The sequence below is a fragment of the Streptomyces sp. NBC_01390 genome, from assembly GCF_045040105.1.
GTDB lineage: Bacteria > Actinomycetota > Actinomycetes > Streptomycetales > Streptomycetaceae > Streptomyces.
The window spans coordinates 2,615,063-2,640,652 of sequence record NZ_CP109551.1 but is presented as its reverse complement, the minus strand read 5'-3'; the positions used below and the strand labels follow the sequence as shown (position 1 = coordinate 2,640,652).

Genomic DNA, 25,590 nt, shown 5'->3' with positions numbered 1-25,590 from the left:
GGGTCAGTGCCTTCCGCCGCGGCTGCCCGCGGAGTTGATCGAGTCCATGACACCCATCTGGGTGCTGCGGATGTTCGACAGGTTGCTCATGGTGCCGTCGGCGACGCTCACCACCGCGTCGACCAGGGACGACCCGGTCTGGACGGCCGTCTCACGCTCCTTCAGCTCCGCCGGGACGACCTCCTGCGCGAAGCTGTCGTCCCTGCCCGGCCACCCGCGCGTGTCGTTCACTGTGGTCGTGAAGTCACGGAGCATCTCGTGGGCGAGTGAGCTGATCGCGTTGATCTGCCGGACACCCGCCGCCAGCCTGTCCGGCTCGGCGTAGTACGCGTTTCCCTCGGCCATGACCGATCAGTCCTCCATGTCCTCGTTGATCTCGTCGCGCAGTCGGCTGGACGACGAACGGCCCGCACCGCCCCGGGGGCCGTCCAGCACCCCCGGGCCGAAGATCTTCTGCCAGTCGACGTTCACCCCGGTCATCTCGGGCACCGCGTCGCTGGGCCGGGTGAACGGCTCGAACGTGTCCATCACCCGGCGTGCCATCACCGCACGGGCCTCCTGGGCCGCCTCCAGGACGCTGGCCGCCAGCTGGGTGGCGGACATGGTGCGGTACTTGTCGTCCAGGAACTTCAGCTCGGTCAGATCGCCCTGCGCGCTGACGGTGACCTGCACCGAACGGTCGGGGGACCGTACGGTGGCGCTGGCGTCGGCGAGTTCGCGCTCCGCCCGCGCCACCTCGGTCTGGGTCGTCTCCAGATCGGCGATGGCCCGGGCGAGCCGCTGCTCGATCGTCTCCCGCATGTCGCTCATGCCCCCGCCTCCCCGGTCGCCCGTCTCATCTCGCTCAGCTTCCGCAGCACCCTGAGTACGCCCAGCACGCTCACCGTCCGATCACGGCCGGCGCGCCGCCCTCGTCGGTGCCCCACACGTCCTCGTCCTCCGGCTCGGCCATCCAGCTCTGCCGGTCACGGGTGCCGCTCTCGGTCGACCGGTCGCCCTGCCCGGCGCCCCCGGGGCCGCCCATCGGATAGGCGGCGCCGGAACTCGTGGACGTGCCGCGCCCCCGGGCGACGGTCAGCTCCTCGTCCTCCGTGGCGCCCCTGCGGTTCCCGGACCGGCCGCCGCGCCTGCCGCTGCTCCCGCCGGGTTCGGTGAGGACGTTACGGACCCGTTCCGAGGAGCCGTTGCCGCCGCCACCGGCACCGCCGGCACCGCCGCCGCCCATCCCTCCCATGCCGGGGAACAGCGGTGTCCCGCCGGAGCCCGCCGAGCCCGAGCTGTCCGCCGCGCCGCCCGAACTCGCGGCCGCGGTGAGCGGGGCGCCCAGGGCGCCGCCCGACAGCAGGTCGCTCGTGCTGTCCTCGCCGTCGTCGTAGTCGGCGTAACTGCCGCTGTCGTAGCCGCCGGTGGTGCTCAGCAGGCTGCTGGAGTCGAGCCCCGAGCCGCGGCCGAGGGACGAGCCGAGGCCGCTGCCGGAACCGGTCAGGCCGTCGCCCAGGCTGCCCAGGGTGCTCAGACCGTCGAGGGAACTGCTGCTGGTGGTCGGGGGGATGACGGTGGGGCTGGTCAGGTCGAGGTCACCGAGTCCGTCGCCAAGGCCGCTCGTGCTGATGTTGCCGGTCTCGACCGACCCGTCGGGGTTGGTCGTGGTGAGCTTGCCGGTGTCCGGGTCGATGGTGGTGACGGTGCCGTCGGGGAACCTGGTTGTGAGGGTCCCGTCCGGGTTGAGCCTCGTGACACTGCCGTCCGGGTTGGTGACGCCGCCGGGGGCGGTGAGATCGCCGGTGGTGACGGTGCCGTCCGGGGCGGTCGTCGTGACGAGGCCGGTCTCGGGGTCCAGGAGCTGGGAGGTGCCGTCGGGGTAACGGGTGGTCAGCGTTCCATCGGGGTTGAGGGTGGTGGTGCTGCCGTCCGGATTGGTGAGTGTGGAGCCCTTGGTGGCGTCGTTGCCGTCGTCGGCACCACCGAGATTGAGGCCGGGGCCCAGACCCGTACCCAGACCCGTACCCAGGCCGGTGCCCAGGCCCGTACCGTCGCCGAGACCGAGCCCGTCGCCCAGGTTGCTCAGGCTGTTCCCGAGGCCGTCACCGAGCCCGTTCAGCCCGTCCCCGAGACCGTTGATGCTGTTGCCCAGCCCGTCGCCCAGACCGCTCAGCCCGTCCCCCAGCCCGTCCAGGCTGTCGCCCAGTCCGTCGCCGAGGCCGTTGAGGCTGTCCCCGAGCCCGTCGCCCAACCCGTTGAGGCTGTTCCCCAGGTTGTCGCCCAGATTGTTCAGGCCGTCCCCGAGCCCGGCCCCCAGGGTGTTCAGGTTCTGGCCGAGGTTGTTCAGCGAGTTGTTGAGGTTCTCCTGGTTCTGGTTCGCCTGCTCTTCGAGGATGTCGCGCCGGTCCTCCTCGTACTGCTCGGTGAGCGTGGAGGTGTCCTTCGTCTCCAGCTCCTCGAAGGCGTCCTCCAGGTCGCTCCACGCCGTCTTGAGGTTGGTCAGCACCGTGCTCGCCGCGGTGACCAGTACGTCCTGCACGTGCTTGTCCCAGACGGCGACGGCGTCGTCGGCCATCTTCTTCCAGGACCCGGGGTAGTCCTTGAGGTTCCCGTAAGTGGGGTGGTTCTGCTTGAAGTTGTCGCTCGTCCGGTAGGAGTACGTCGACTCGTCCGCGTACACGGTGGTCTGCTTGATGTTGTTCTCCAGCACCCACACGGAGACCTTGTCGAGGATCTCCATCAGGATGCGGTGCGGGTCGTGCCGCCCGTCACTGGCCCAGGTGGTCCACGCGGTGTCGAGATCCGTCGCCGCGGTCCGCAGGGCCTGCTGGGCCTTCGCCAGTGCCTCACTGAGCTTCGACTGAGGGACGTGGCCGCTGCTGAAGTTCTGCGTCGCGGTGAAGGTGGTGCCGCCGAGCTGGTCCACGTAGTCGTCGTAGTTCGTGCGCAGCTGGTGGATGAGATGCCAGAACAGCCCCGCCGCCTGGCCCCGCCACGCCGCGTTCTCCTCACCGAGCGAGGTCTCCCACTGGGCCAGTGTCGCGGCGTGGGTCTTGAAGAACGTCATCGTCCGGTCGAAGGCCAGCCCCGTCCGCTCGAAGGAGTTGGTGTCCACGGCCTCGGCGTTCTGCACGTCGTAGCCGTTGAAGGAGAAGCCGCGGGTGGTCCCGTCGGTGAGCAGCTTCTGCAGCGCGGCCCTGGAGCCGCCCGCGTACTGCCCGAGCGGGGTGAAGTCCCACTCGTCGCCCTGACTCCCGGTGAACTTGCCGCCGCTCATCGACTCGCCGCCGTCGAGCAGCCGGGCCCGGCCGTTCCCGTCCACCGGTACGCCGATGAAAACCAGGGTGGCCTGGTAGAGGGTCCCGTAGTCGTGCTTGCCGTCACCGCCGGCGTCGACGAACGCCAGGTCGTAGTCCTCGCCCTCCTGGGTGTGCCAGCCGACCAGGGCCGTGAAGTTGTTCGCGGTCAGCGAGGTCGAGACGAGGATCTCCAGGCCGCCCCGCATCAGCGGGATGTGATCCTTGCTGCTCAGGGTGTCGAAGAGCGTCTTCCGGCTGGGTACGGCGTAGCCGGTGAGGAGGGTGACTGCCTGGCCCCAGGTGTCGTCGGGGTCGTGCTTGGCCGGCATGGCGGGCTCCGCTGGGTGAGGTGGGGGAGAGGGGGACGTACGGCGTGGGGCGGCGCGGGGCCGCCCGGATCAGTCGTCCTCGCCCTCGGACAGATCGCCGTCGATGTCCGACCAGATGTCCAGCAACTTCTCGCCGTTGATGCCTTCCAGGGTGGTGCCCTGCGTCTTCAGCAGTGTGCGGATGGTGGTTTCGAGGTTGTCGTCGATGTCGTCGAAGAGGTCGCCCTGGGCGTCGAGAATGGTGTCGATCGACGTCGCGGCCGACAGGACCGAGGACACCAGGGTCTTGCCGTAGGTGACGTCGTCGGCGCCCATGAGACCGATGCCCAGTACGGCGTTCTCGCCGAAGTGCTCCGCCGGCACAAGGCCCTTGACGACGCTGTGCACCGAGCGCACACCGTTCGTGTCGTCCTTCATGATGGCCTTGAGATCGGTGATGAACTCGGCCAGGGCGTGCGTCCTGAACGTGCCCAGTGACGTCGCGTCCAGACGGGTCAGATCCGCCATGGCTTCCTCCTGCTGGGTTGTCGGGGACGACGGTGGAACCGGACGGGCTCCGGCCCCGGTGGCCGTCCGTCCGGTTCGTCCGGCGTCAGCGGCCTATCTGGACTTCGGACCAGAGCTGGGAGAGCGAGTTCTCGCTGTACCGGTAGCTGTCGGAGATGTCCGTCAGCAGCGCGGAGTGCGAGGTGAGCAGGGTCTCCATGTTCTTCACCGCCGCGTCCCACGCCTGCTGCTTCTGGCGGTACATGGTGGCGTCCTCGCCGTACCAGGACTTCACCAGTTCGTTGAGCTCGGACTCCAGCGACGCGATGGTGTTCGCGATCGCCTTGGTCTGCTGGACCATGTCGTCGGCGGCGTTGTTCATGTGGTTGTAGTCGACGTAGATGTAACCGTCGGTCAGGTTGTCACCCATGGGAACCTCTCCTGCGCTGGGGGGGATGTGGGGCTTGAGCGGGGTACGGACCAGTGAGTCGGTCAGCCGGCGAGCTGGTCGAAGGCGGCCTGCGACTGCGAATAGGCCGAGTTGATCGACTCGTTGGACGAACCCTGGGTCTTGCCGTGCTGGCTCAGGCTCTGGTTGAGCTTGTCGACCATGTCCTCAAGACTCCGCAGGATGCTGGTGGCCTGGTCGTCCCACTGCTTGAGCAGCGAGCCGAACTGGCCGCCGTCGCTGCCCTGGTAGCCGCTGGAGAGTGTGGCGCGGGTCTGGTCGACGTCCTGCTTCGACTTCAGGATGCCGCTGAAGGCGGCCTCCAGCGCCTGGATGCCGTTGCGGGTCGCCTGTTCATTGGACTGCTGGCCGTTGCCTGCCATCGTTCCCTCCTCGGGATCGGGTACCGCGTCGACTCGCGTTACTGCCTTGACGTCAAGAGACTAGAGTTGCCTGCGAAATGGTTGCAACATGACGCGACTCAGGGGTAGTTGGATCGGCCACAGATCAACTGCTTTTACCTGAAAGCAACTTCCCGGCATTCTCCGAAGCGCCGAAAACCCCTGAAACGCCGGAAGCGTCGGGGGTACGACCGCACAGCGCAGCCGTCCCTGCCGACGAAGGGGCCGCCGCCCCGGTCGCCGCCTCCTGGCTCAGGTCGGGCCCGGTCGGCAGCATCGCCAGCAGCGGTGAGGGAAGCTGGCGTGCGTCGGACTCCGCGTAGCCCAGCGCCGCGAGAGCCGCCTTCGAGGCCACCCGGTACTTCACCCCGTCGTCGCCCACGAGGTACGTCGCCGCGCCGACCGCGCCGCCGCCCGCGCTCAGCGCCCGCACCAGCACACCGTGGCCGGGCCGCACCACGACCGCGTCCACCGGCAGACAGGCCGCAGCCACCGGCTCGCCGCTCGCCTGGGTGACCGGGGCGAGCTCGCTCTCCCGCACCAGCAGGGAACTGACCCGGACGCCGTCCGCCCCCGGCTTCACCTGTGCGCAAGCCGTCCAGCCGGCCGGCACGCGCATCGCGCGAGGGGGGACGTCGGGCAGTCCGGAGGCCGAGGGATCGACGCCGGAACTGCCGGGCGCCTGGTGGTCCTTGAGCACGTCCGCGCCGACCGGTACAGCGGCGGGCGAGGCACCGGCGTACGCCTTGGCGCGGACGTCCGGATCGCCCAGCAGCAACGCGGCACCGGTCGCGGTGACCGGGACCAGCCCCTCATCGCGCAACAGGTAGTACTGGCCGCCCGATTCGCCGCCGGCCCCGGTGCCCGAGTCGGCGCCCGGCACCGTGATCCGGAACACCTGGCCCACCTTGGTGGCCGTACCGCCCAGCGAGGGCCCCGCCGACCCCAGCCCCGGTATCTGCGGCGGGGCCAGCGCGGCGCCCGGCACCAGGGCGTCCAGGAAGGCGGCGGAGACCGGGCGGGGGGTCACCGAGCTGTACCCCATCGAGAGCAGCGCGCCGGACGCGGTGTCCAGCGGCAGCCGGCTGCCCTGCCACACCAGGTACGTCTTCTTGTCCGGGCCGCTCACCAGCACCGCGGCCCCGGCGCCGACCGGGTCGCCCGCCACCGCGCCCCCGGCGACCAGGGCCGTCACGGGGCGCGTGGTGACCGTACCGTCCGCCGCGGCCGTGCTGCCCAGCGCGGAGCAGACCTGCCAGGCGCCGGACTCCAGGTCGCCGGTGCCGGGCACCGAGTCCGGCGCTCCGGAGATACCGACCGCGGCGCCCACGGGCGTGCCGCGCAGCGACGCCGTGGACACATCGGTGGTCTTCAGGTCCGCGCCGCCGATCAAAAGCGCGGAGGAATAGTTGCGCACCGGGCGAAGCCGCCCGTTGAGGTAGAGATAGCGGGCCCCCGTCTCCCGGTTGACGATCAGACTCTCGCCGCTGCGCCAGGAGTCGTTGCCGCCGGGCGACACCAGACCGAACACCACCGCCCCCGCGGCGAGCAGCACCGTGATCAGCAGCCCGGCCACCGCACCCCGGGTGGTACGCCCGAGCGGGCTCTCCGGGGCGTCCGGATCGGCGAGCAGCATGCCCGAGGTGAGCCGGCTCATGATGAACGTGTGCGCCTGCACCTGGTCGCGCTTGGACTGCATGTACCGCGGGTCCTTCCAATAGGCCGGGGGTGGCAGGGGGGTGTCCGGTGGTGGAGCCGTACGGCCGGGGCGAGGTGGGGCGGGGCCGGGTCAGGGCGGGCGAAGAGGCAGTACACCCGCCCTCGCCGGTTCGGGTACGCCGGTTGCCCCGCACCCGGCCGGAACACGAGCCGCCCGGACAGGGGGGCACGCGCTGTCTCAGCCGGTGATCGCGCGCAGCGCGGCGAACGCGCCCAGCACCCACAGGGTCAGTGGCAGCAGGGCCATCGCCAGCAGGGAGTGCACCAGTTCCGCCGCCCGGCCCCAGTACGGCAGCATCCGCCGCCCCGGTACCGTCCAGGAGGCGACGGCCAGGATGGTGGCCAGCGCCAGCAGCCCCACCACCAGCAGCGGGCGGTCCGCCGGCTCCGCGTCCACGGCCAGCGCGAGCACCAGCAGCGCCACACCGAGCGAGCCCGGCAGCACCAGGGCGAGCCGCTGCCACACGTTGACCATGCCCCGGCCGTGCAGCAGCAGGAGCAGCGCCAGCGCCACCGCGGTCAGGGTCTCCGGCAGGCCGGGGTTCCTGGTCAGTGGCACGAGCGCGCCCGCGCACAGGACGCCGGTCGCCGCGTACAGGCCGGTCATCCAGCCGCTCGCGAGTTCCGTACGAGTGGCCACGTCCCGCCCGTTGTAGGGCTCGATGCCCTCCTGGAGCTGCTGCGCGTTCGTCGGCAGCGCCGGCATCCGCATCCCGGCCAGCTTGAACGACAGGGAGGGTACGAAGCCGCCCAGCAGCACCGCCAGCACGGCCACCGTCGCCGCGGCGCCGTCCACGGAAAGGTCGAGGACGCTCATCAGGCCCCCCGCGAGCGCCCCCGCCACGGCCACCAGCGCGGAGGCCACGAACAGGGGTGTACGCACCGCCGCCAGGGCCAGCGCCAGCACCGCGCCCCCCGCCCCGGCCGCCGCCGCGGCCAACAGCCGTGCGCCCAGCACCTGGTGGGCGTCGGGGCCGGCGATCTCGCCGCCCGGCACCAGCCAGCCCGCCAGCGCCAGATAGGGCGCCGCCATGAATCCCAGGGTCGCGCCCGCCGCCGCGTCACCGACCGCCCGGCTGGCCGAGGCCGCCCCCGCGAGCAGCAGCAGCCCGGCCACGCCCGCGGTGCCGATCCGGACCCCGGCCGGGCCGCCGGGCCAGGCCAGCACCAGCAGGCCCAGGGCCAGGGCGGCCACTGTCATACCGAGCAGCAGCCGACGGCCGGCGGCCGGGTTCCAGCCGTGCAGCCGGTCCCGGGTGACGTTGGCGATACCGTCCACCAGGTCGTCCAGCCGGACCTCCGGCAACGACTCGGTGTGCGGGCGGAGATACACCACCTCGCCGTCCTTGAGGTCGAGCGCCTCCAGGGTGCCCTCCTCGTCCAGCGGAGCGCCGCCCAGGCGCTGCAGGACCCAGCCGTCGTGCTCCAGCCCGTTCTCCTCGATGTCCTCCCCGGCATACCGCAGCACGGTGGGCAGCAGATCGGCCACGGGTACGTCGGCGGGCACCGCCAGATCGATGGTCCTGGCCGGGGCCCGTACCGTGAGGCGGCACAGGCCCGCCACGGAGCTGTCGGTCATCGTGAAGCTCACGTCTCCAGAGAAGTTCGGGCGGTGGACTCGTTCGCGTCCGCTTGGACGTACGAGTTGATGGCATGCAGACTACTGACCGCCGATCGAACGGAATTATGGGTCCCGTTTCAGTGGCGTGTCACAAAGCCCCACCGGCACGCCCCAGTTGGCCGGCTCACGACCAGGCGGCATTTCAGCCCTTGTCCAACCCTTCGAAGGAGCATGTCCGTTGAGCGTGGTTCTGTTCCGCAGGCCGGCCCGCCGCCGGGGTCCGGACATGCCCGAGGGCGAGCTGACTCTCCAGGAACCACCGACGCTCCCCGAGGTCGTCGCGGACAGCTCGGCGATCTGGACGTATCTGCCGATGGCCATGATGTCGGTGTCGATGATGCTGATGTTCATCAGGCCCGGCGGCGGCAACGGCGCGTTCATGTACATCGCGCTCGGCATGATGGTGCTGGCGTCCGCGGCCATGATGGTCGGCCAGGTGATGCGCAAGGCGGGCGAACGCAAGGAACGGCTGCGCGGTGAGCGCCGCGACTATCTGCGCTATCTCACCCAGACCCGCCGCAAGGTCCACCGGGCCGTCGTGGAGCAGCAGTTGGCGCTGGCCTGGCGGCACCCCGACCCCAAGGTGCTGCGCACCATGGTGCGTACCACCCGCCTCTGGGAACGGCGCGTCAAGGACGAGGACTTCGGCGAGGTGCGGATAGCCGTCGGAGACCAGCAGTTCGCTATGCGGCTCAACCCCTTGTCCACCAAGCCCGTCGAGGACCTGGAACCGCTCAGCGCGCACGCCCTGCGCCGCTTCGTCCGCGCCTACAGCACGGTGCCCGAGCAGCCCATCGCCCTCTACCTGCGCTCCTGGTCCCGCGTCCTGACCCGCGGCGACGACGCCGCCGTACGCGCCATGGTGCGGGCCGCGCTCTGTCAACTCGCCCTGTTCCACCCGCCGGAGGAGCTGTGGGTGGCGCTGTGCGTGTCCGACGAGCGGCGCGCGGAGTGGGAGTGGGTGAAGTGGCTGCCACACAACCTGCACCCGCAGGAGCAGGACGGCGCGGGCCCCGCCCGGATGGTCGCCACCGCCTTCAACGACCTGGAGGACCTGCTCGGCGCCGAGTTCACCGAGCGCCCGGTCTTCGATCCCGAAGCGGTCCCCGGCCGTGACGAGCCGTTCACGGTGATCGTCGTCGACGGCGTCACCGTGCCGGCCGGTCACCGTCTCGACGGCCCCGGATTCCGCAACACCATCGTCCTCGACCTGTCGGGTTCCCTCACCTGGCGCCCCGGCCGCTCCACCCTGCGGCTGGACGTGACCCCGGCGGCCGTCCGGCTCGTACGCACCGACCGTACCCGCAAGGAACAGACGACGCTGCTCGGCCGCCCCGACCGGGTCGGCCCGGCCGCCGCCGAGTCACTGGCCCGGCTGATCGCCCCCTACCGGATGGGCCTGACCGCCGACTCCGCCGAACCGCTCGCCGCCGACGTCCAGTTGACCACCCTGCTCGGTATCCCCGACCTGTACCGGCACGACCCGGCGACCCTGTGGCGCAAGCACACCGGCGCCGCCCGGCTGCGCGTGCCGGTCGCGATCGGTGCCGACGGCGGACCCGTCGAACTCGACATCAAGGAGTCCGCGCAGGGCGGCATGGGCCCGCACGGCATGCTGATCGGCGCCACCGGCTCCGGCAAGAGCGAACTCCTGCGCACCCTCGTGCTGGGACTGGCGCTCACCAACTCCTCCGAGACGCTGAACTTCATCCTGGTCGACTTCAAGGGCGGCGCCACCTTCCTCGGCCTGGACGAACTCCCGCACACCTCCGCCGTGATCACCAACCTCGCCGACGAAGTCGCCCTGGTGGACCGAATGCAGGACGCCCTGCACGGCGAACTCATCCGCCGCCAGGAGCTGTTGCGGGCGGCCGGAAACTACTCCTCAGCGCTGGAGTACGAGAAGGCACGCGCCGCCGGCACCCCACTCGCACCCCTCCCCAGCCTGTTCATCGTCGTCGACGAGTTCAGCGAACTCCTCGCCGCACACCGCGAGTTCATGGACCTGTTCGTGATGATCGGCCGCCTCGGCCGGTCCCTCGGCGTCCACCTCCTGCTCGCCTCCCAGCGCCTGGACGAGGGCCGTATGCACCAACTGGAGAGCCATCTCTCCTACCGGGTGGGCCTGCGGACCTTCTCCGCGATGGAGAGCCGGGGCGTCCTCGGTGTCCCCGACGCCTACCAGCTGCCCTCGCAGCCCGGCGCCGGCTTCCTCAAGAGCGGCGTGGACGCGCTGACCCGCTTCCGGGCGGCCTACGTCTCCGGCCCCTACCGGCACCGGCGCGGCGCCGTCGTACAGGCGCGGGTGGCCAGCCAGGTGGTGCCCTGGTCGGCGGGCTGGGTGGTGCCACGCACCCCCGCCGCCGTACCCGAACCGGAACGCGAGGAGGAGACCGAGTCCACCGACAGCCTGCTGTCCGTGGCCCTGGACCGGCTGCGCGGCCACGGCCCCACCGCCCACCAGGTCTGGCTGCCCCCGCTCGGCGCGGCTCCCACCCTGGACGCGCTGCTCCCGGGCCTGGCCCCCACGCCCGACCGGGGCCTGTCCGCGGCCGGCTGGCCCGGCACAGGGCGCCTGCGGGTGCCGGTCGGCCTCGTCGACAAGCCCTTCGACCAGCGCCGCGACCCGCTTGTGGTGGACCTCTCGGCGGGCGGTGGCCATGTCGCCATCGCGGGCGGCTCACAGAGCGGCAAGTCCACCGTCCTGCGCACCCTGATCACCTCACTCGCGCTCACCCACACCCCCGCCGAAGTCCAGTTCTACTGCCTCGACTTCGGCGGCGGCACCCTCTCCTCGCTGGCCGGCCTGCCACACGTCGGCGGGGTCGCGGCCCGGCTCGACAGCGAACGCATCAGCCGTACGGTGGCCGAGGTCACGGGCGTGCTCAACCAGCGCGAGCAGTTCTTCCTCGACCACGGCATCGACTCCATGGCCACCTACCGGAGGCGCCGGGCGGCCGGGGAGTTCGCCGACGAGACGCACGGCGACGTCTTCCTCGTCGTCGACGGCTGGGCACAGGTCAAGCAGAACTTCGACAACCTGCTGCCCACCTTCAACCAACTCGCCACCGGCGGCCTGAACTACGGCATCCACCTCATCGTCACCACCACCCGCTGGGTGGAGTTGTCCGCGCAGATCCGCGACCAGAGCGCCACCCGGCTGGAGTTGAGGCTCGGTGACACCATGGACTCCGTGGTGGACGTCCGCAAGGCAGCCACCGTGCCCCGCACTCCGGGCCGAGGCCTGACCGTGGGCGACAAACTCCACTTCCTGACCGCGCTCCCGCGAATCGACGGCCAGAACGGCTCCGAGGACCTCGCGGACGGCGTCACCGCCCTGGTGGAGAGAATCGCCGCGGAGTGGAGCGGCCCGCCCGCCCCGCCCGTACGGATGCTCCCGCACCGCCTGCCGGCCTCCGCGCTCCCGCCGGCCGAGCTGGGCGACGGCCTCCGCCTGCCCCTCGGCCTGGACGAGGAGACGCTCTCCACGGTCTGGCACGACTTCAGCCGGACCCCGCACCTCGTCGCCATCGGCGACTCCGAGAGCGGCAAGACCAACCTGCTGCGCCTGGCCGCCAACGCCATCACGTCCCGCTACACCGCCGCCGAGGCCCGCGTCCTGGTCGTCGACTACCGCCGCGACCTGGTCGACGCCGTCCCCGCCGAGTACCAGCTGGGCCACGCGGTCTCCGTGGACGCCCTCAAGGAACTGGTGGGCGGCTCCGCCCGCGCCCTCAAGACCCGCCTCCCCGGCCCGGACATCACCCCGGCGAGGATGCGGCTGGCGGACTGGTGGAACGGGCCCCGTCTGTTCGTCCTGGTTGACGACTACGACATGGTCGTGGGCAGCAACAACTTCGACCACCCCTTCGCCCCGCTCTTCGACCACCTGGCCCTCGGCCACGAACTGGGCCTGCACGTCATCGCGGTCCGCTCGGCGACGGGCGCAGGCCGCGGCCTGAACGACCAGCTCCTGCGCCGCCTGGACGAGGTCAACACCCCCGGCGTCCTGCTGTCCTGCCCCCCGAGCGAGGGCTACGTCTTCGGCAACATCAAGCCCCGCAACCTACCCCCGGGCCGAGCCCAGTACGTCGTACGCCGCAAGCCGACACTGATCCAGACGGCGGTGGTGGAGAGAACGGAGGAGACGGAGTGAGGGGAAGCCCGTCCGGCGTTTGAGGACGAGGCCCGTTCAGGGCCGGCTTCTTTCCCACCCACCCGCCCCCACCACATCTGCAGCCCCGGCCGGCACCATCCAGCCCGTCTGGGGGTCCCCCCTCTGGGGGAGTTTGAGGACGAGGCCCCTTCAGGGCCGATGGGGGGTCTGGGGGCGCAGCCCCCAGGTTCAGGATGGGACGGGTAGGGGCGGCGGGGGCGAAAAACCCACCTCAGCCAACCCTCCCCGCCCGCCACCCCCGAGCCCGCCCCCGAGGCACCACGACAGCCCCCCACACCACCAACAGCAACACCACCCCACCCCCCGCCGCGAACAACACCGCACGACGCGTAGGCGCAGCCCCCGCATCATCGGGCAACCGCACCGGCACAGCCCCCCGCCCCGGAGCCACCCCCACCCCCCGCTCAACCACCCCCACGGACGTCACCGCCGCGTACGGATCCAGCCGCGGCACCACATCGGGGTACGCCGTCGACACAAGCCTCGACGCGGTCTGCGCAGCGTTCAGCCCGGGATGCACCGACCGCACCAACGCCGCCGCCCCAGCCACGAACCCAGCCGCGAACGACGCCCCGGAGCCGATGTAGTGCCCACTGCCCCGAGGCCCGGGACCGACCACGCCATCACCGGGTGCCGCCAGATCGGCGTCACGCGGAACCAGGGCGTTGTCCGGCCGACCACCCTTCGCGTCCACGTCCACCACGGACAGCACACCCTCCTGCGCCGCGGGCCAGTACGCCCGCGGAACCGGCACATCCCCGGAAGCGGAAGCCGCGCTCCTCTTCGCCGGCGGATCGGGAACCGCGGCGGCCACCACCAACGCGTCGTGCGCCACCGCGTCCTCGACAGCCGAGGTCAGCGCCGCCGATCCCCGCTCCAGCGCCGGTGACACCTCGATCACCTTCGCCCCGGCATCCACCGCCGCCCTGATCCCCGCCGCGACGCTCGCCGCAGTGGCAGTGCCCCGGGCGTCGGTGCCGCGCACGGCGACGACGCGGGCCTGCTGGGCGACCCCGGCGAAGCGGACCCCGTCCGTGGTCGTGGCCGCGATCAGCCCGGCGACGAAACTGCCGTGCCCGACACAGTCCTGCCCCGCCTCCCCGACCGCTGTGACCCGCCCCTTCAACGCGGGCGCGGTCGTCGACACCCCGGTGTCCACGATCGCCACGGTCACCCCGGCGCCGGCCGAGAACTGCCACGCGCGCGGCAGTTGCAGACTCTGCTGCTCCCACGGCACGGACGTGGCCCGCTCGGCCGAGGTCCCGGTGCACGCGTCGTCGGCATCGAGCCGGGACGGCATCACGGGCAGCCGCACCGGCGAACCGTCCGCCGCGGAGGCGGCCGGTGCGGCGAGGAGAACCAGAGGCACGAGAGCTACAACGAACGTCCGGCCAGGACGGAGACGGCGGAGGGGGCGACGCATGAATCGCATCCTATGGCTCGGAAGCCGGCCCGCCGCAGACACCCTGCCCACAACCGCCGCCCACCTCAACCCAGTTGAGATCCCGACCGTCGCATCCCCCGACACACCGGGCCACCCGCCCCGTACGCCCCGCAGGAACCGCTCACAGACGCCCGGACTGCCGCCCCTCGACCCGCGGCCGGCCGCCTCAACCTCCGCCCCCTTCACCCCAGTTGCGGCACATCCCCAGGAACCAGCAACCGCAGGTCGTCCAGCCCCGGCGCGGCCATCACGCTGACGCGCCCGGCCTGCCGCGTCATCATGCCCTCCAACACCTGCCGCGCCAGCCGCGCGTTGCCGAACGAGCGGTTCCTCGGCAGCGCGTCGAAGTACTCCCGGAGCACGGCCCCGGTCCCCGGCCCGCACTCGTAGCCCGCGCTGTCCGCGTGCATCCGTACGATCGTGACCAGTTCGTCGGAGGAGTAGTCCGCGAACTCGACGCGCCGCGAAAACCGCGAGGACAGCCCGGGGTTGGAGGCCATGAAGCCCTCCATCTCGCGCGTGTAGCCCGCGACGATCACCACGACCTGCTCCCGGTGGTCCTCCATGAGCTTGAGCAGCGTGTCGACGGCCTCCTGCCCGAAGTCGGACCCGGAGCCCGAACCCGCGGGCGTCAGCGTGTACGCCTCGTCGATGAACAGGACGCCACCCAGGGCCCGTTCGAAGACCTCGCGGGTGAGCTGCGCGGTGTGTCCCACGTACCGGCCGACGAGGTCGGCCCGGGACACCTCCACCAACTGCCCGCGCGGCAGCACCCCGAGAGAGACCAGCAGCTCGCCGTAGAGGCGGGCCACGGTCGTCTTGCCGGTACCGGGAGGGCCGCTGAAGACGAGGTGGTGGCTGATCCGGGGTGCGGGGAGGCCGGCGGCCTCGCGCTGGCGGGCGGTGGACAGGAGGTTGACGAGATCGGTCACGTCGCGTTTGACGGCGGCCAGGCCCACCATGTCGCCGAGCCGGGACAGCGCGTCGCTCCGCGAGACCCCGCCACCGGCGGAGGCCGCCGCGTCGGCGGCCTCCGCACCGACGTCCTCCGGGAGCAGTAGCGAGAGGTCACGCTCGCCGACCTCGGCCAGCCCGGCCAGGCGTACGGCCTGCCGGTCGACCATCTCCTCGAAGACCTGCCGCGCGGCCCGGCCGTTGCCGAACGTGGCGTCCTTCGGCATGCGTTCGAAGTGCGTGGCCAGCGCGGCCGCCGTGCCCTCGCCCAGTTCGTACTGGTGGCGGACGCACATGCTCTCCATGATCGCGACCAGCTCGGGCACCGAGTAGTTCTCGAACTCCACGGTCCGGGAGAACCGGGAGGCCAAACCGGGGTTGGAGCCGAGGAACGACTGCATCTCACCGGAGTAGCCGGCCGCGACGACGACCACGTCCTCCCGGTGGTCCTCCATCAGCTTGAGCAGCGTGTCCACCGCCTCCCGCCCGAAGTCGGCCCCCGAACTCCCGCTGTCGGCAGTCAGGGTGTACGCCTCGTCGATGAACAGCACGCCGCCCAGCGCCCGGTTGAACGCCTCCGTGGCCTTGATCGCCGTACCACCGATGACCTGGGCGACCAGGTCGGCCCGCGAGACCTCCACCAGATGGCCGGAGCGCAGCGCGCCCAACTGGGCGAGGATCGTGCCGTAGAGACGGGCCACCGTGGTCTTACCGGTACCGGGCGGCCCTGCGAAGACCAGATGGCGGCTCATCGGCGGTGCGGACATGCCGAGTTGGGCGCGGCGCTGCGCCAGCTGGGTGAGGTTGACCAGCGTACGGACCTGCTGCTTGACGTTGGACAGGCCGATCAGCGCCTCCAGTTCGGCGAGCGGGCCGGTCTCACCCGCCGCGCCGCTGCCGGTCTGGGCGGTTCCGGCGGGGTCGGTGCCCTCGCTGTCGCCGTAACCCCAGGCGTCCCGCTGGCCGTTGCCGTTGCTGGTGAGTCCCTCGACGGCGAGCCGGTCGCCCTGCTTGGACTGGATCAGGCCGCCACCCTTGTTGTCCCGCACCACACAGTTGACGACGGATACGGGGTCGGTGCTCTCGACCCGCAGGCCGTCCTTCGAACTGCCGCCGATCTCACAGGCGTTGAGGGAGGCCCGGCCGCCCTCCCGAACCACGACACCGTTCTCGCCGGCCGCGTTCACCTTGACCCGGGTCGCGGTGAGTTCGCCCTGCCCGTCGACGACGACTCCGTCGCCGCCCGGCTCGCGGAACTCGCAGTCACGGGCGGTGGCGCTGCCCCCGGCGGCCACCATCAGGCCCACGGTGGCGGGGGCGAGGACGGTGGTGCCGCCGAGGTAGAGGTTCCCGTCGCTCTCGACATGGACGCCCGCGCCGCCGGCCCGGTCGATCTCGCTGTCCTCCAGCCGGCCCCGCCCGTCCTTGACGGCCTCCACGCCATGGCCGCCCGAGCCGCTGACCCTGACCCGGCGCAGCATCGGATTGGCGCCGCCGCGCACGCTGATGCCGGCTCCGGCGGCGTCGATGACGTCCAGCCGGTCGAGCTCGGCGGTGGACTCCTCCTCCAGGAGCACGCCGGTCGCCGCGCAGTCCCGCACGGTCAGCGAGGTCAGCGTGGGGGAGGCGGACCCGGCCACGCGCAGTGCGGGGGCCTGGGAGGTGTCCAGCCAGCAGTCCTCGAAGGTGCCGCGCGCCCGGTCGGTGACCAGGATGCCGTTGCCCGTCGTGCGGGCGGTACGGCAGCGGCGCAGCAGCGGGTCGCTGCCGTGCGAGACGACGATGGCGGGCCCGGTGGTCGCGGTGACCCGGAGCTCCTCCAGAACCGTTCGCGAGGAACTGGTCAGATGGACGCCGATGGACGTGTCGTGCACGACCGTGCGCACCACCTGGGTCGTGCAGTGCTCCTCCAGCGCGATGGACGGCTTGTCGGTGGACGATATGTCGCACTCCTCGACGGAGCCCTGCGCCTCACCGTTGGCGAGGACACCGTTGCCCCGGGCGTCCCGGATGGTGCAGCCGCGCACCGTGACCCGGCCGCGTTCCCCGATGACCACTCCCGAGGTCCCCAGGTGCTCGATGGTGCAGGAGTCCACCGAACTGTCCACGGCCGAGGTGACCACCACTCCCGCCCCCGACGGGCTGCTCACCCGGCAGTCACGCATCGCCAACGAGCCCGCGTCACGGGCCAGTACGGCCGCCCAGGCGGCGCCGGACACCTCGCAGCCGTCCATCGCGACCTGTCCCCGGGCGGCGTCCACGGCGGGCAGGTCCTCGTCGCGGCCGCGCAGCACCAGGTCGGTGAGCATCACCGCGTCCGCCTTCAGTGTGAGCACGCTGCCGCGCCGCGGACGTATCTCCACCGTGCCGCGCGCCTGCTCGGCCACGATGGTGACCCGGGTGGCGACGACGAGGTTCTCTTCGTAGATCCCGGGACGCACACTGATCACGGCGCCGCTTCGCGCCCTCGCCAGTGCCTCTCCGATCGTCCGAAAGTCCTCGGTGCCCTCCGGGCAGACCGTCAGTACCTGGCGTGACACGCGCCCTCCATCTCTCACGGCATTACCTGCCCGGCGTGGGCAGCACCATCATGCCGGGACGGGCGGGCATGGTCACGCCAGCGCCCGGGGAAGTGGACACTCCCGAGGCGGCCGGAGCACCGACGGGGGAAAAGCAGAAAACCCCACACGAAGTGGGGTTTCAGCGACTTACGAGTGAGTGTCCGAGGGGGGACTTGAACCCCCACGCCCGATAAAGGGCACTAGCACCTCAAGCTAGCGCGTCTGCCATTCCGCCACCCGGACAAGGTGTCTGTCGCGCGGGGTTCCCCCCGTGGCGACGAAGGAAACATTACCAGGCTTTCCGGGGTGGCCGATCACCCCCTGTCGCCGCGTGAACGGTGTGTGACGGGCCTGGACCGCTCTTGGGGTGCGGCGGGCCGGAGGGGGAGGATGAGGGTTGACCACCAGCAGGACCAGTGGGAGGTAGCACCGTGAGCGGGACGGGCAGGACAGACACGGCCAAGGGTGTCACCGGCGAGGACGAGGTCGTGGACCTCTGTCGCGAGCTCATCCGGATCGACACCAGCAACTTCGGCGACCACTCGGGACCGGGTGAACGCAAGGCCGCCGAGTACGTGGCCGAGAAGCTCGCCGAGGTGGGCCTGGAGCCGCAGATCTTCGAGTCGCACAAGGGGCGCGCCTCCGTCGTGGCACGCGTCGAGGGTGAGGACCGGTCCCGGCCGGCGCTGCTCATCCACGGCCACACCGACGTCGTACCGGCGAACGCGGCGGACTGGACCCACCACCCGTTCTCGGGCGAGATCGCGGACGGGTGTGTGTGGGGCCGCGGCGCGGTCGACATGAAGGACATGGACGCGATGACCCTCGCGGTCGTCCGTGACCGACTGCGCACCGGCCGCAAGCCCCCGCGCGACATCGTCCTCGCCTTCCTCGCGGACGAGGAGGCGGGCGGTACGTGGGGCGCGCGGCACCTCGTGGACAAGCACCCCGACCTGTTCGAGGGCGTGACCGAGGCGATCAGCGAGGTCGGCGGGTTCTCCTTCACCGTCAACGAGAACCTGCGGCTGTATCTCATCGAGACGGCCCAGAAGGGCATGCACTGGATGAAACTGACCGTCGACGGCACCGCCGGACACGGTTCGATGATCCACAAGGACAACGCGATCACCGAGCTGTCGGAGGCCGTCGGACGCCTCGGGCGGCACAAGTTCCCGGTCCGGGTCACCAAGACGCTCCGCCACTTCCTCGACGAACTCGGCGACGCGCTGGGCACCGAGCTGGACCCCGAGAACATGGACGCGACGCTCGCCAAGCTCGGCGGTATCGCCAAGCTGATCGGCGCCTCGCTGCAGAACACCGCCAACCCGACCCAGCTGGGCGCCGGCTACAAGGTCAACGTCATTCCCGGCCAGGCCACCGCGCACGTCGACGCCCGCTACCTGCCCGGCTACGAGGAGGAGTTCCTCGCCGACCTCGACCGCATCCTCGGCCCGAACGTGAAGCGCGAGGACGTGCACGCGGACAAGGCGCTGGAGACCTCGTTCGACGGGGCGCTCGTGGAGGCCATGCAGACCGCGCTGGTCGCCGAGGACCCGATCGCCCGGGCCGTGCCCTACATGCTCTCGGCCGGCACCGACGCCAAGTCCTTCGCGGACCTCGGTATCCGCTGCTTCGGCTTCGCACCGCTGAAGCTGCCGCCGGAGCTGGACTTCGCGGGCATGTTCCACGGTGTTGACGAACGGGTCCCCGTCGACGCGCTGAAGTTCGGGGTGCGTGTGCTCGACCGCTTCATCGAGGCATCCTGAATCCCGCGCCAGTCCTGCGTTCCGGGGGCTCGACCGAGGTCCCAAGGCCCTTGAAAACGCCCGGAATTACCAGATTGAACGACACTCCAATAATCGTCCGCACGTGCGTGGCTGACTGAGAAGAGTGAATGCGCTCATAGTGTCGTAGCCCTAATGCCCCCGCCTCGTTATTGGTGATGCGGTCCGCTACTCGGGATCGCATTTGCCAACAAGGAGAAAAAAAATGATCAAGAAGGTCGTCGCCGCTGCGGCTGCCACTGGTGGTCTGGTTCTCGCGGGTGCGGGCCTGGCCGTCGCCGATGCTGGTGCCCAGGGTGCCGCTGTGGGTTCCCCGGGTGTCCTGTCCGGCAACGTCATCCAGGTTCCCGTTCACGTCCCGGTGAACGTCTGCGGCAACACGATCTCCGTGATCGGTCTGCTGAACCCCGCCTTCGGCAACACCTGCGTCAACAACTGATGCTGCGCCTCGCTTCTTGAGGTTTCGACTCCCAGTGAGTCTGAGCCTGTCGGCCCCGGAACGCCTTGTGCGTCCCGGGGCCGACAGGTCGTTCCGGAAGGTTCACGACACATCATTTGAAGGCAGGGATGTAGTAATGCGAGAGGTCACCCGCAAGGGGCTGATGACCGTGGCGGCCGCGACTGGCGTGATGGCCGCCGCCGGTGGCGCGCAGGCGCATGCCGACTCGGGTGCGACCGCCGTCGCTTCCAACTCACCCGGTGTGCTGTCCGGCAACTCGGTGAGCGCTCCGGTGAACGTGCCGGTCAACGCCTGCGGCAACACCGTGAGCGTCGTCGGTCTGCTCAACCCGGCGATGGGCAACAAGTGCGCCAACGGCGGAGGCGGCGGCAACGGCTCACCGGGCGGACACGGTAACCACGGCAGCCCGGGCCACCAGGGCAATCAGGGCCACCACGGCAACCAGGGCGGGCACGGCGGCCACGGAGGTCACGGCTCGCCCGGCGGCTACGGCGAGAACGGCGGCTACGGCGGCTACGGCGGTCACGGCTCGTCCGGGGGATACGGCGACGAGGGCGGCTACGGCGGCCAGGGCTCGCCGGGAGGTTACGGCGGTTACGGCGGGTACGGCGACCAGGGCGGGTACGGCGACTCGGGCGGCCCCGGTGACTTCGGGTACCCGGGCAGCCCGGGAGGCTCCGGCGACTGGGCGAACTGGAACGGCTGGGAGGGCTCGTACGCCGGCGGGTACGCGACCGACTCGCCGGGCGTCGGGTCGGGCAACCACGTGGAGGCCCCGGTCGACGCACCGGTGAACCTCTGCGGCAACACCGTCGACGTCGTCGGTCTGCTCAACCCGGCGATGGGCAACGACTGCGCGAACACCGGGGACCACATGGGCGGCGGCCACCCGGCGCCGCCTCCGGAGACCGACGAGTCGTGCACGCCCCCGAGCGGTGGTCACGAGACCTCGCCCCCGCCCGGCCCGAGCGGCCCCGAGCAGCCGGGCAAGCCCCAGCAGCCGGAAACCCCCCAGCTGCCGGGCGGCCCCGCACAGCCGGGGATCCCGCAGCACCCCACCACCCCGCAGCACCCGGGAACCCCGGAGCACCCGGGAATGCCGCACCACCCGGGAACCCCGGCCCAGCCGGCCACTCCCACCGGGCCGGCGACCCCGCTCACCCCGCCCAGCTCCGCGCACGGTGTGACGCCTCCGGCCGGGCCCACGTACGTCGACCAGAGTGGTGCGCGGACCGTGCCGCAGCCCCGGAGTGCCGCGCAGCTCGCGCACACCGGCGGTGACCTGCCGCTGGGCGTCGCCCTGCCGATGGGCGCGGGCATGCTGCTCGCGGGCACCGTCCTCTACCGCAAGGCACGTCCCTCGGCGTAGACCCGTACGGAAATTCCGTATGAACGGGACAAACGCGCCGAAGGTCACCCGGCGGCATGATGTACGGAGCGGGCCCCGCAGACGCGGGGCCCGCTCCGTTTCGGCTGTGTCATCTCACCACGTGGCCCGCACCTGACGAATGATCCGTCTCCGGAGCCGCACCCTGCGGCTGCCGTCGCGCAGCAGGCTCAGGCGGTCCAACTCCCAGTGTCCGTACTCGGCATGGTCTGTCAGCAGGCGTGTGGCGTCCTTGCGGGAGACCCCGCGCGGTACGTACACGTCGACAAATTCGTATTCCGGCATCGCATCTATTGTGCGGGCAGAGCCCCGGTACGGATAGCGTCTGCACTATGTCTGATGCTGCGCAGCCCACCGCTGCCGAGGTACGCGCCGCCGCCGAGGCGGTCAAGACCGCGCTCGACCGCCACCTGGCGGCGGTCGAACGCCGGTCGGGGGAGGACGACCCCGATGTCTATGAGGCGTTCAACCAGCTGGCCGCTGCCGCCGAGGTGTACGACGAGCTGCTCTACGACCGCTACGACGAGGTCACACCCTTCGAGATCCCGGGTACGGACGACGCCCTGCCGCCGTACGCGGGCCCCGAGGAGCCGAACGCGCTGAGTGTGCTCATCCGCCGCGACTACGCCGTGGTGGAGCCGCAGCGCCTGCTGGCGCAGGCCCAGCGGGTGGAGGCCGTGGACGACGACGGCGCGGGCGTCGAGGTCTCGGGCACGGTGCACGGGGCGCTGGGCATTCTGTTCGGCGAGTTCGAGCCGGACGAGATCGCCTCCCGGCACAAGGAGTTCGGCCTGGAGGAGGGTGACTCCACGCTGTGGGTGACGGCGTCGGACGAGCCGGCCGACCCCGGCGAGTGGCTGGAGGCCCCCTTCGACCAGGTCGACGCGGAGCGGGTCGTCTGCCGTTTCGACGTCAGCGCGGTCTTCGACGACGACGCGGACGACACCGTCGAGGACGACGACCTGCTGGAGGACGGCCTCGATCCCGACCTGGTGGCGGCGGGCCTGGACGAGGACGAGGACCTGGAACCACTGGACGCCGATCGCCTGCGTTAGCCGCCGAGAACGGCGATTCGGACGCCCCGACAGCGGCGGTCACGGGAAGGTCTGCCTCCCGTGACCGCCGCTGTCGTTCGTCCTGGGCTCTGCCCCTCAGACGGGCGTCAGGCGGGCGTCGGCACCTGCGCCGCGAGCAGGCCCGGCAGCCGGGTCGTACGGGCCTTCGCCGGGACCTCCGCGACCGCGCGGGCCAGTGCCTGGTCCACGCCGTGCACCACGGAGAGGTGCCGTTCCGCGCGGCCGAAGGCCGTGTAGACCCAGGGCCGGGTCAGTGACCCGGCCGCGTCCCCGGGCAGCACCACGACGGCGGCCGGCCAGCGCAGCCCGACCGCCTGGTGCGCGGTGAGCGCCCACCCGTGCCGCACACTCTGCTCGACCAGCTCCTTCGGTACGACGACGGGGGCGCCGTCGCACTCCAGGTGCAGCCCCTCCGCGTCGGCCTTGACGACCTGCCCGGGCACCGTCCGCCCGGGCGCGGGGGAGTACGCGATCCGGTCACCCGGGTCGAAGCCGCCGAAGCGGCCCGGGCCCGGGTTCAGCCGCTCCTTGAGGGCGGAGTTGAGCGCGCGCGTACCGGCCGCGCCACCGTGCCCCGGCGTGATCACCTGGGTCTGCTCGGCCGGGAGACCGAGCGCCCTGGGCACCGAGTCCGCGACGAGCTGCACGGTCCGGTGCACCGCCTCGCCCGCGTCCCGCACGGGGACGATCACGACCTCCTTGCCGGGCGCCTCGACCTGGGTGAGCTCGCCGACAGAGACGCTCGAGACCAGTTCGCCGATCGGCCCGGGATCGGGCGTGCGCGAGACGATGTGCGGGCACGCGCGCGCGGCGAGCAGGTCGGCGAAGACCCGCCCCGCCCCGGCCGACCACAGCACCGCCGGATCACCGCTCAGCACCAGTCTGGCCCCGTCTGGCAGCGACTCCACGATCATCGCGGCGCTCTCCACGTCGAGCTGCGGCGCGTCCAGCACGACCAGCAGATCGAGCCCGAACGCCCCCTCGCCGTCCCGCCCGGGCCCCTCGGCCCCGGCCAGCAGCCCCGCGACGGTGACGACGGAGTCCGAAGCCGAGCCGTCCTGGGCTGCGAGAAGTGCCGCGAAGCGGCGGCGGCCGTCGGGTGTGTGGGCCGCCGTGCAGACCCGCAGGCCCAGGGAACGGGCCGCGGCGACGAGGGCGGCCGGTTCGGCGCGAGCCGCGTCACCGCCCGTGTGCAGCACGAGGCCGTGCCCGGCGACGGCGCGGATCAACTCGGCCGCGGAACCGGAGCCCGACGCCCCGGCCGACGACTCCCACTCCTCGGAGGGCGACTCCTTGGGCAGCGAGTTGACGATCCGGGCCAGCCCGTCGGCGAGGCTCTCCTCGGCGAGTGCGTACCGCTCCAGCCCGATGAGCACGCGAACGGGGTGCTCGACGGCCTCTCCGTCCGCCCCGTCCTCACCGTGCTCGTCGTCCGCGTCGGCCGTGGCGTGCCCGGGGGCTTCTTCGATGGCGTCCTGGAACTCCAGGGCCTCACCCTCGGCGACCGCGCTCTGCACGGCGGTGTCCGGGTCGGGCACGGCGCGCTGGGCGAGCGCGGCGTGGAGTGTGGCGACATCCAGCACCGTGTGTCCGGCCAGGGCGGCCTGCTCCAGCAGCCACACCGTGACCGCCTGGCCCCGCCGCTCGTCGTCCGGACCGCACTCGGCGCCGAGCAGCGCCCGCGCGAAGCCGTCGGCCTGCTCGGGCCGCACCCCGGCGACCCGCAGCAACTGCCAGGGATCCGCGCGCAGTTCTCCGTCCGCTCCGTCACCGAGCGCCGAGACGACCTGCGGCGCGAGCGTCTGAGGGGCACCCCCTTCGGCCAGCACGCCCCGCACGGCCTCGACGGCTTCCGGCGCGGGGGCGGTCACGGGTGCCGCGCCGGGCTGGGACGGCCGTACGGAATCGGTCGAGGCGGAAGGGGAGGCGGAGGGGGCGAGGGAAGGAGGCGGGGAAGCCGAGGGCCGTGCGGCAGGGGCACCGGACCCGGGTTGCGACCCCGCTGCGGATGCGGGCGGGGACTTCGGGGTGCGGAAGGTGACGGCCGACGCGGACTTCTCCCCGCTCTCCACAGCCCGGACCGCCGCCAGGAGATCGGCGGCCGTGCCGCTGAGCTTGGTGCCGCTCGCGACGGGCCCCTGCTTCTCGGCCTTGCGCCGCTCGATCCGCTCCCGCAGTTCCCGCTGCGCGGCCAGCTCGGCCTGGGCCTCGGACGGCTGACCGGCGGCATCGCCGCCGGCCGCCTCGGCGTTCTCCGTGGCCTCGGTGGTCCCGGTCCGGTCGGCCGAGGAGTCTTCGTTCGCGGGCTCCTCGGTGCTGCCCGGGGTCCCCGGCTCGGCTTCCTCCGTGGTGTCGGGCTCCGTGCTCACAGCGTGCTCCAGTCGTGATCGGGATAGCGGTGCACGGGCGCTGACACGTCGTCGAGCGCCCGGCAGATCTCGTCAGGAAGACTAAGGGGCTCCACTGACAACGCGGCCGTGAGCTGCTGCGCGTTGCGCGCGCCGACGATGGGGGCGGTCACGCCGGGCCGGTCCCGGATCCAGGCGAGCGCCACCTGCAACGGCGTCACCGCCAGCCCGTCCGCGGCGGTCTGTACGGCGTCCACGATGCGGCCGGCCGTCTCGTCGAGGTACGGCGCGACGAAGGGCGCCAGATGCTCCGAGGCACCCCGGGAGTCCACGGGGGTCGAGTTGCGGTACTTGCCGGTGAGGACGCCTCGGCCGAGCGGCGAGGAGGGCAGCAGCCCGATCCCCAGGTCGAGTGCGGCGGGCAGCACCTCGCGTTCTATGCCGCGCTGGAGCAGCGAGTACTCCAGTTGCGTGCTGGACAGCCGCGTACGTATGCCCGGTGCCGCGAGCTGCCAGGTCGCGGCCTTGGCGAGCTGCCAGCCGCAGAAGTTGGAGACGCCGGCGTAGCGGGCGCGTCCGCTGCTGACGGCGAGGTCGAGAGCCTGGAGGGTCTCCTCCAGCGGGGTGTCGGGGTCGTAGGCGTGGATGTGCCAGACGTCCACGTACTCCGTGCCGAGGCGGGCCAGGGAGGCGTCGAGGGCGGCGAGGAGGTGACCACGGGAGCCGTCGACGCGCCGGTCGGGGTCCGGGACGCTGCCGGCCTTGGTCGAGATGACCAGGTCGCGGCGCGGCACGAGCCCCTCCATGAGCCGTCCGAGCAGGTACTCGGCCTCCCCGTCGCCGTACACGTCCGCGGTGTCGACGAGCGTTCCGCCCGCTTCCCAGAACGCTTTCAACAGGCCCGCGGCGTCATGCTCGTCGGTGTCCCGACCCCAGGTCAGGGTGCCGAGCCCGATCCGGGACACGCGCAGGCCGGTACGGCCGAGATGCCTCTGCTCCATGAACGCCGAGATTACTGGCCAGAACTGACCGAGTGGGTTGCCTGTGGACAACGGTTTCCCCGACCGGCGAGATCTCCGGCCCCACCGTCGCAGGCCCACGCGCTAGGGTCGGT

General features: G+C 71.6%; 18 protein-coding genes and 1 tRNA gene. 5 read left to right on the top strand and 14 right to left on the bottom strand.

All coding sequences use genetic code 11. The features are described 5' to 3' along the window. Positions 1–3 precede the first annotated feature (3 nt). The 8 genes from OG241_RS11855 to eccD form a co-directional block, all read right to left on the bottom strand. The gene (locus OG241_RS11855) at positions 4–345 is read right to left on the bottom strand and encodes a hypothetical protein (protein ID WP_405815198.1); all 342 of its coding nucleotides are present in this window, start codon (positions 343–345) and stop codon (positions 4–6) included. A 6-nt stretch (positions 346–351) separates the two neighbouring features. Next, positions 352–810: a YbaB/EbfC family nucleoid-associated protein gene (locus tag OG241_RS11850; RefSeq protein WP_405815197.1), complete on the bottom strand. Its 459-nt coding sequence runs from the start codon at positions 808–810 to the stop codon at positions 352–354. 70 nt (positions 811–880) lie between these two features. Next, a complete protein-coding gene (locus OG241_RS11845; protein ID WP_405815196.1) occupies positions 881–3,610 on the bottom strand; it encodes an AAWKG family protein in 2,730 nt (909 codons plus the stop codon). Between the two features lie 69 nt (positions 3,611–3,679). Continuing rightward, the gene (locus tag OG241_RS11840) at positions 3,680–4,117 is read right to left on the bottom strand and encodes a type VII secretion system-associated protein (RefSeq protein WP_405815194.1); all 438 of its coding nucleotides are present in this window, start codon (positions 4,115–4,117) and stop codon (positions 3,680–3,682) included. An 85-nt stretch (positions 4,118–4,202) separates the two neighbouring features. Next, positions 4,203–4,526 (bottom strand): WXG100 family type VII secretion target, encoded by a 324-nt coding sequence (locus tag OG241_RS11835; RefSeq protein WP_405815193.1) that lies wholly within the window; start codon positions 4,524–4,526, stop codon positions 4,203–4,205. Positions 4,527–4,588: 62 nt separating this feature from the next. Further along, positions 4,589–4,927, bottom strand: a complete 339-nt coding sequence (locus OG241_RS11830) for a hypothetical protein (protein ID WP_405815192.1) — start codon at positions 4,925–4,927, stop codon at positions 4,589–4,591. A gap of 124 nt (positions 4,928–5,051) precedes the next feature. Continuing rightward, the gene (gene eccB, locus OG241_RS11825) at positions 5,052–6,644 is read right to left on the bottom strand and encodes a type VII secretion protein EccB (RefSeq protein ID WP_405815191.1); all 1,593 of its coding nucleotides are present in this window, start codon (positions 6,642–6,644) and stop codon (positions 5,052–5,054) included. Positions 6,645–6,842: 198 nt separating this feature from the next. After that, a complete protein-coding gene (gene eccD, locus OG241_RS11820; protein ID WP_405826159.1) occupies positions 6,843–8,243 on the bottom strand; it encodes a type VII secretion integral membrane protein EccD in 1,401 nt (466 codons plus the stop codon). A gap of 268 nt (positions 8,244–8,511) precedes the next feature. Between eccD and eccCa the strand changes: the two genes are divergently transcribed. Beyond that, on the top strand, positions 8,512–12,441 hold the full coding sequence (gene eccCa / locus OG241_RS11815) for a type VII secretion protein EccCa (RefSeq protein ID WP_405826157.1): 3,930 nt from the start codon (positions 8,512–8,514) through the stop codon (positions 12,439–12,441). A gap of 232 nt (positions 12,442–12,673) precedes the next feature. On the opposite strand, the gene OG241_RS11810 is transcribed toward eccCa, so the two are convergent. The 3 genes from OG241_RS11810 to OG241_RS11800 form a co-directional block, all read right to left on the bottom strand. Next, the gene (locus tag OG241_RS11810; protein ID WP_405815189.1) at positions 12,674–13,885 is read right to left on the bottom strand and encodes a S8 family serine peptidase; all 1,212 of its coding nucleotides are present in this window, start codon (positions 13,883–13,885) and stop codon (positions 12,674–12,676) included. A gap of 203 nt (positions 13,886–14,088) precedes the next feature. Next, positions 14,089–17,400, bottom strand: coding sequence for a right-handed parallel beta-helix repeat-containing protein (locus OG241_RS11805; protein ID WP_405815188.1), 3,312 nt, complete (start codon positions 17,398–17,400; stop codon positions 14,089–14,091). A 179-nt stretch (positions 17,401–17,579) separates the two neighbouring features. Further along, a tRNA-Leu gene (locus OG241_RS11800) sits at positions 17,580–17,664 on the bottom strand. Positions 17,665–17,852: 188 nt separating this feature from the next. On the opposite strand from OG241_RS11800, the gene OG241_RS11795 reads away from it, so the two are divergent. From OG241_RS11795 to OG241_RS11785, 3 genes are all read left to right on the top strand, one after another. Then, positions 17,853–19,187, top strand: a complete 1,335-nt coding sequence (locus OG241_RS11795) for a M20/M25/M40 family metallo-hydrolase (protein ID WP_405815187.1) — start codon at positions 17,853–17,855, stop codon at positions 19,185–19,187. A gap of 223 nt (positions 19,188–19,410) precedes the next feature. Continuing rightward, entirely contained in the window at positions 19,411–19,644 is a 234-nt protein-coding gene (chpH, locus tag OG241_RS11790) for a chaplin ChpH (protein ID WP_319094163.1), read from the top strand. 136 nt (positions 19,645–19,780) lie between these two features. Next, entirely contained in the window at positions 19,781–21,034 is a 1,254-nt protein-coding gene (locus OG241_RS11785; RefSeq protein WP_405815185.1) for a chaplin family protein, read from the top strand. Between the two features lie 114 nt (positions 21,035–21,148). On the opposite strand, the gene OG241_RS11780 is transcribed toward OG241_RS11785, so the two are convergent. Beyond that, positions 21,149–21,337, bottom strand: a complete 189-nt coding sequence (locus tag OG241_RS11780; RefSeq protein ID WP_005485166.1) for a DUF5703 family protein — start codon at positions 21,335–21,337, stop codon at positions 21,149–21,151. Positions 21,338–21,384: 47 nt separating this feature from the next. Here OG241_RS11780 and OG241_RS11775 point away from each other — a divergent pair, with 47 nt between their 5' ends. After that, positions 21,385–22,107, top strand: a complete 723-nt coding sequence (locus OG241_RS11775; protein WP_405815184.1) for a hypothetical protein — start codon at positions 21,385–21,387, stop codon at positions 22,105–22,107. A 107-nt stretch (positions 22,108–22,214) separates the two neighbouring features. Here the strand turns inward: OG241_RS11775 and OG241_RS11770 are convergent, their stop codons facing one another. Then, entirely contained in the window at positions 22,215–24,497 is a 2,283-nt protein-coding gene (locus OG241_RS11770) for a helix-hairpin-helix domain-containing protein (RefSeq protein WP_405815183.1), read from the bottom strand. Next, on the bottom strand, positions 24,494–25,477 hold the full coding sequence (locus tag OG241_RS11765) for an aldo/keto reductase (protein ID WP_405815182.1): 984 nt from the start codon (positions 25,475–25,477) through the stop codon (positions 24,494–24,496). Before OG241_RS11765 ends, OG241_RS11770 begins: the two co-directional genes overlap by 4 nt. Positions 25,478–25,590: the final 113 nt, after the last annotated feature.

Bases quoted from the DNA above. Each gene is read 5' to 3' on its own strand.
- OG241_RS11855 (WP_405815198.1), bottom strand. From the start codon at position 345: ATGGCCGAGGGAAACGCGTACTACGCCGAGCCGGACAGGCTGGCGGCG.
- OG241_RS11850 (WP_405815197.1), bottom strand. From the start codon at position 810: ATGAGCGACATGCGGGAGACGATCGAGCAGCGGCTCGCCCGGGCCATC.
- OG241_RS11845 (WP_405815196.1), bottom strand. From the start codon at position 3,610: ATGCCGGCCAAGCACGACCCCGACGACACCTGGGGCCAGGCAGTCACC.
- OG241_RS11840 (WP_405815194.1), bottom strand. From the start codon at position 4,117: ATGGCGGATCTGACCCGTCTGGACGCGACGTCACTGGGCACGTTCAGG.
- OG241_RS11835 (WP_405815193.1), bottom strand. From the start codon at position 4,526: ATGGGTGACAACCTGACCGACGGTTACATCTACGTCGACTACAACCAC.
- OG241_RS11830 (WP_405815192.1), bottom strand. From the start codon at position 4,927: ATGGCAGGCAACGGCCAGCAGTCCAATGAACAGGCGACCCGCAACGGC.
- eccB (WP_405815191.1), bottom strand. From the start codon at position 6,644: ATGCAGTCCAAGCGCGACCAGGTGCAGGCGCACACGTTCATCATGAGC.
- eccD (WP_405826159.1), bottom strand. From the start codon at position 8,243: ATGACCGACAGCTCCGTGGCGGGCCTGTGCCGCCTCACGGTACGGGCC.
- eccCa (WP_405826157.1), top strand. From the start codon at position 8,512: ATGCCCGAGGGCGAGCTGACTCTCCAGGAACCACCGACGCTCCCCGAG.
- OG241_RS11810 (WP_405815189.1), bottom strand. From the start codon at position 13,885: ATGCGTCGCCCCCTCCGCCGTCTCCGTCCTGGCCGGACGTTCGTTGTA.
- chpH (WP_319094163.1), top strand. From the start codon at position 19,411: ATGATCAAGAAGGTCGTCGCCGCTGCGGCTGCCACTGGTGGTCTGGTT.
- OG241_RS11785 (WP_405815185.1), top strand. From the start codon at position 19,781: ATGCGAGAGGTCACCCGCAAGGGGCTGATGACCGTGGCGGCCGCGACT.
- OG241_RS11780 (WP_005485166.1), bottom strand. From the start codon at position 21,337: ATGCCGGAATACGAATTTGTCGACGTGTACGTACCGCGCGGGGTCTCC.
- OG241_RS11775 (WP_405815184.1), top strand. From the start codon at position 21,385: ATGTCTGATGCTGCGCAGCCCACCGCTGCCGAGGTACGCGCCGCCGCC.
- OG241_RS11765 (WP_405815182.1), bottom strand. From the start codon at position 25,477: ATGGAGCAGAGGCATCTCGGCCGTACCGGCCTGCGCGTGTCCCGGATC.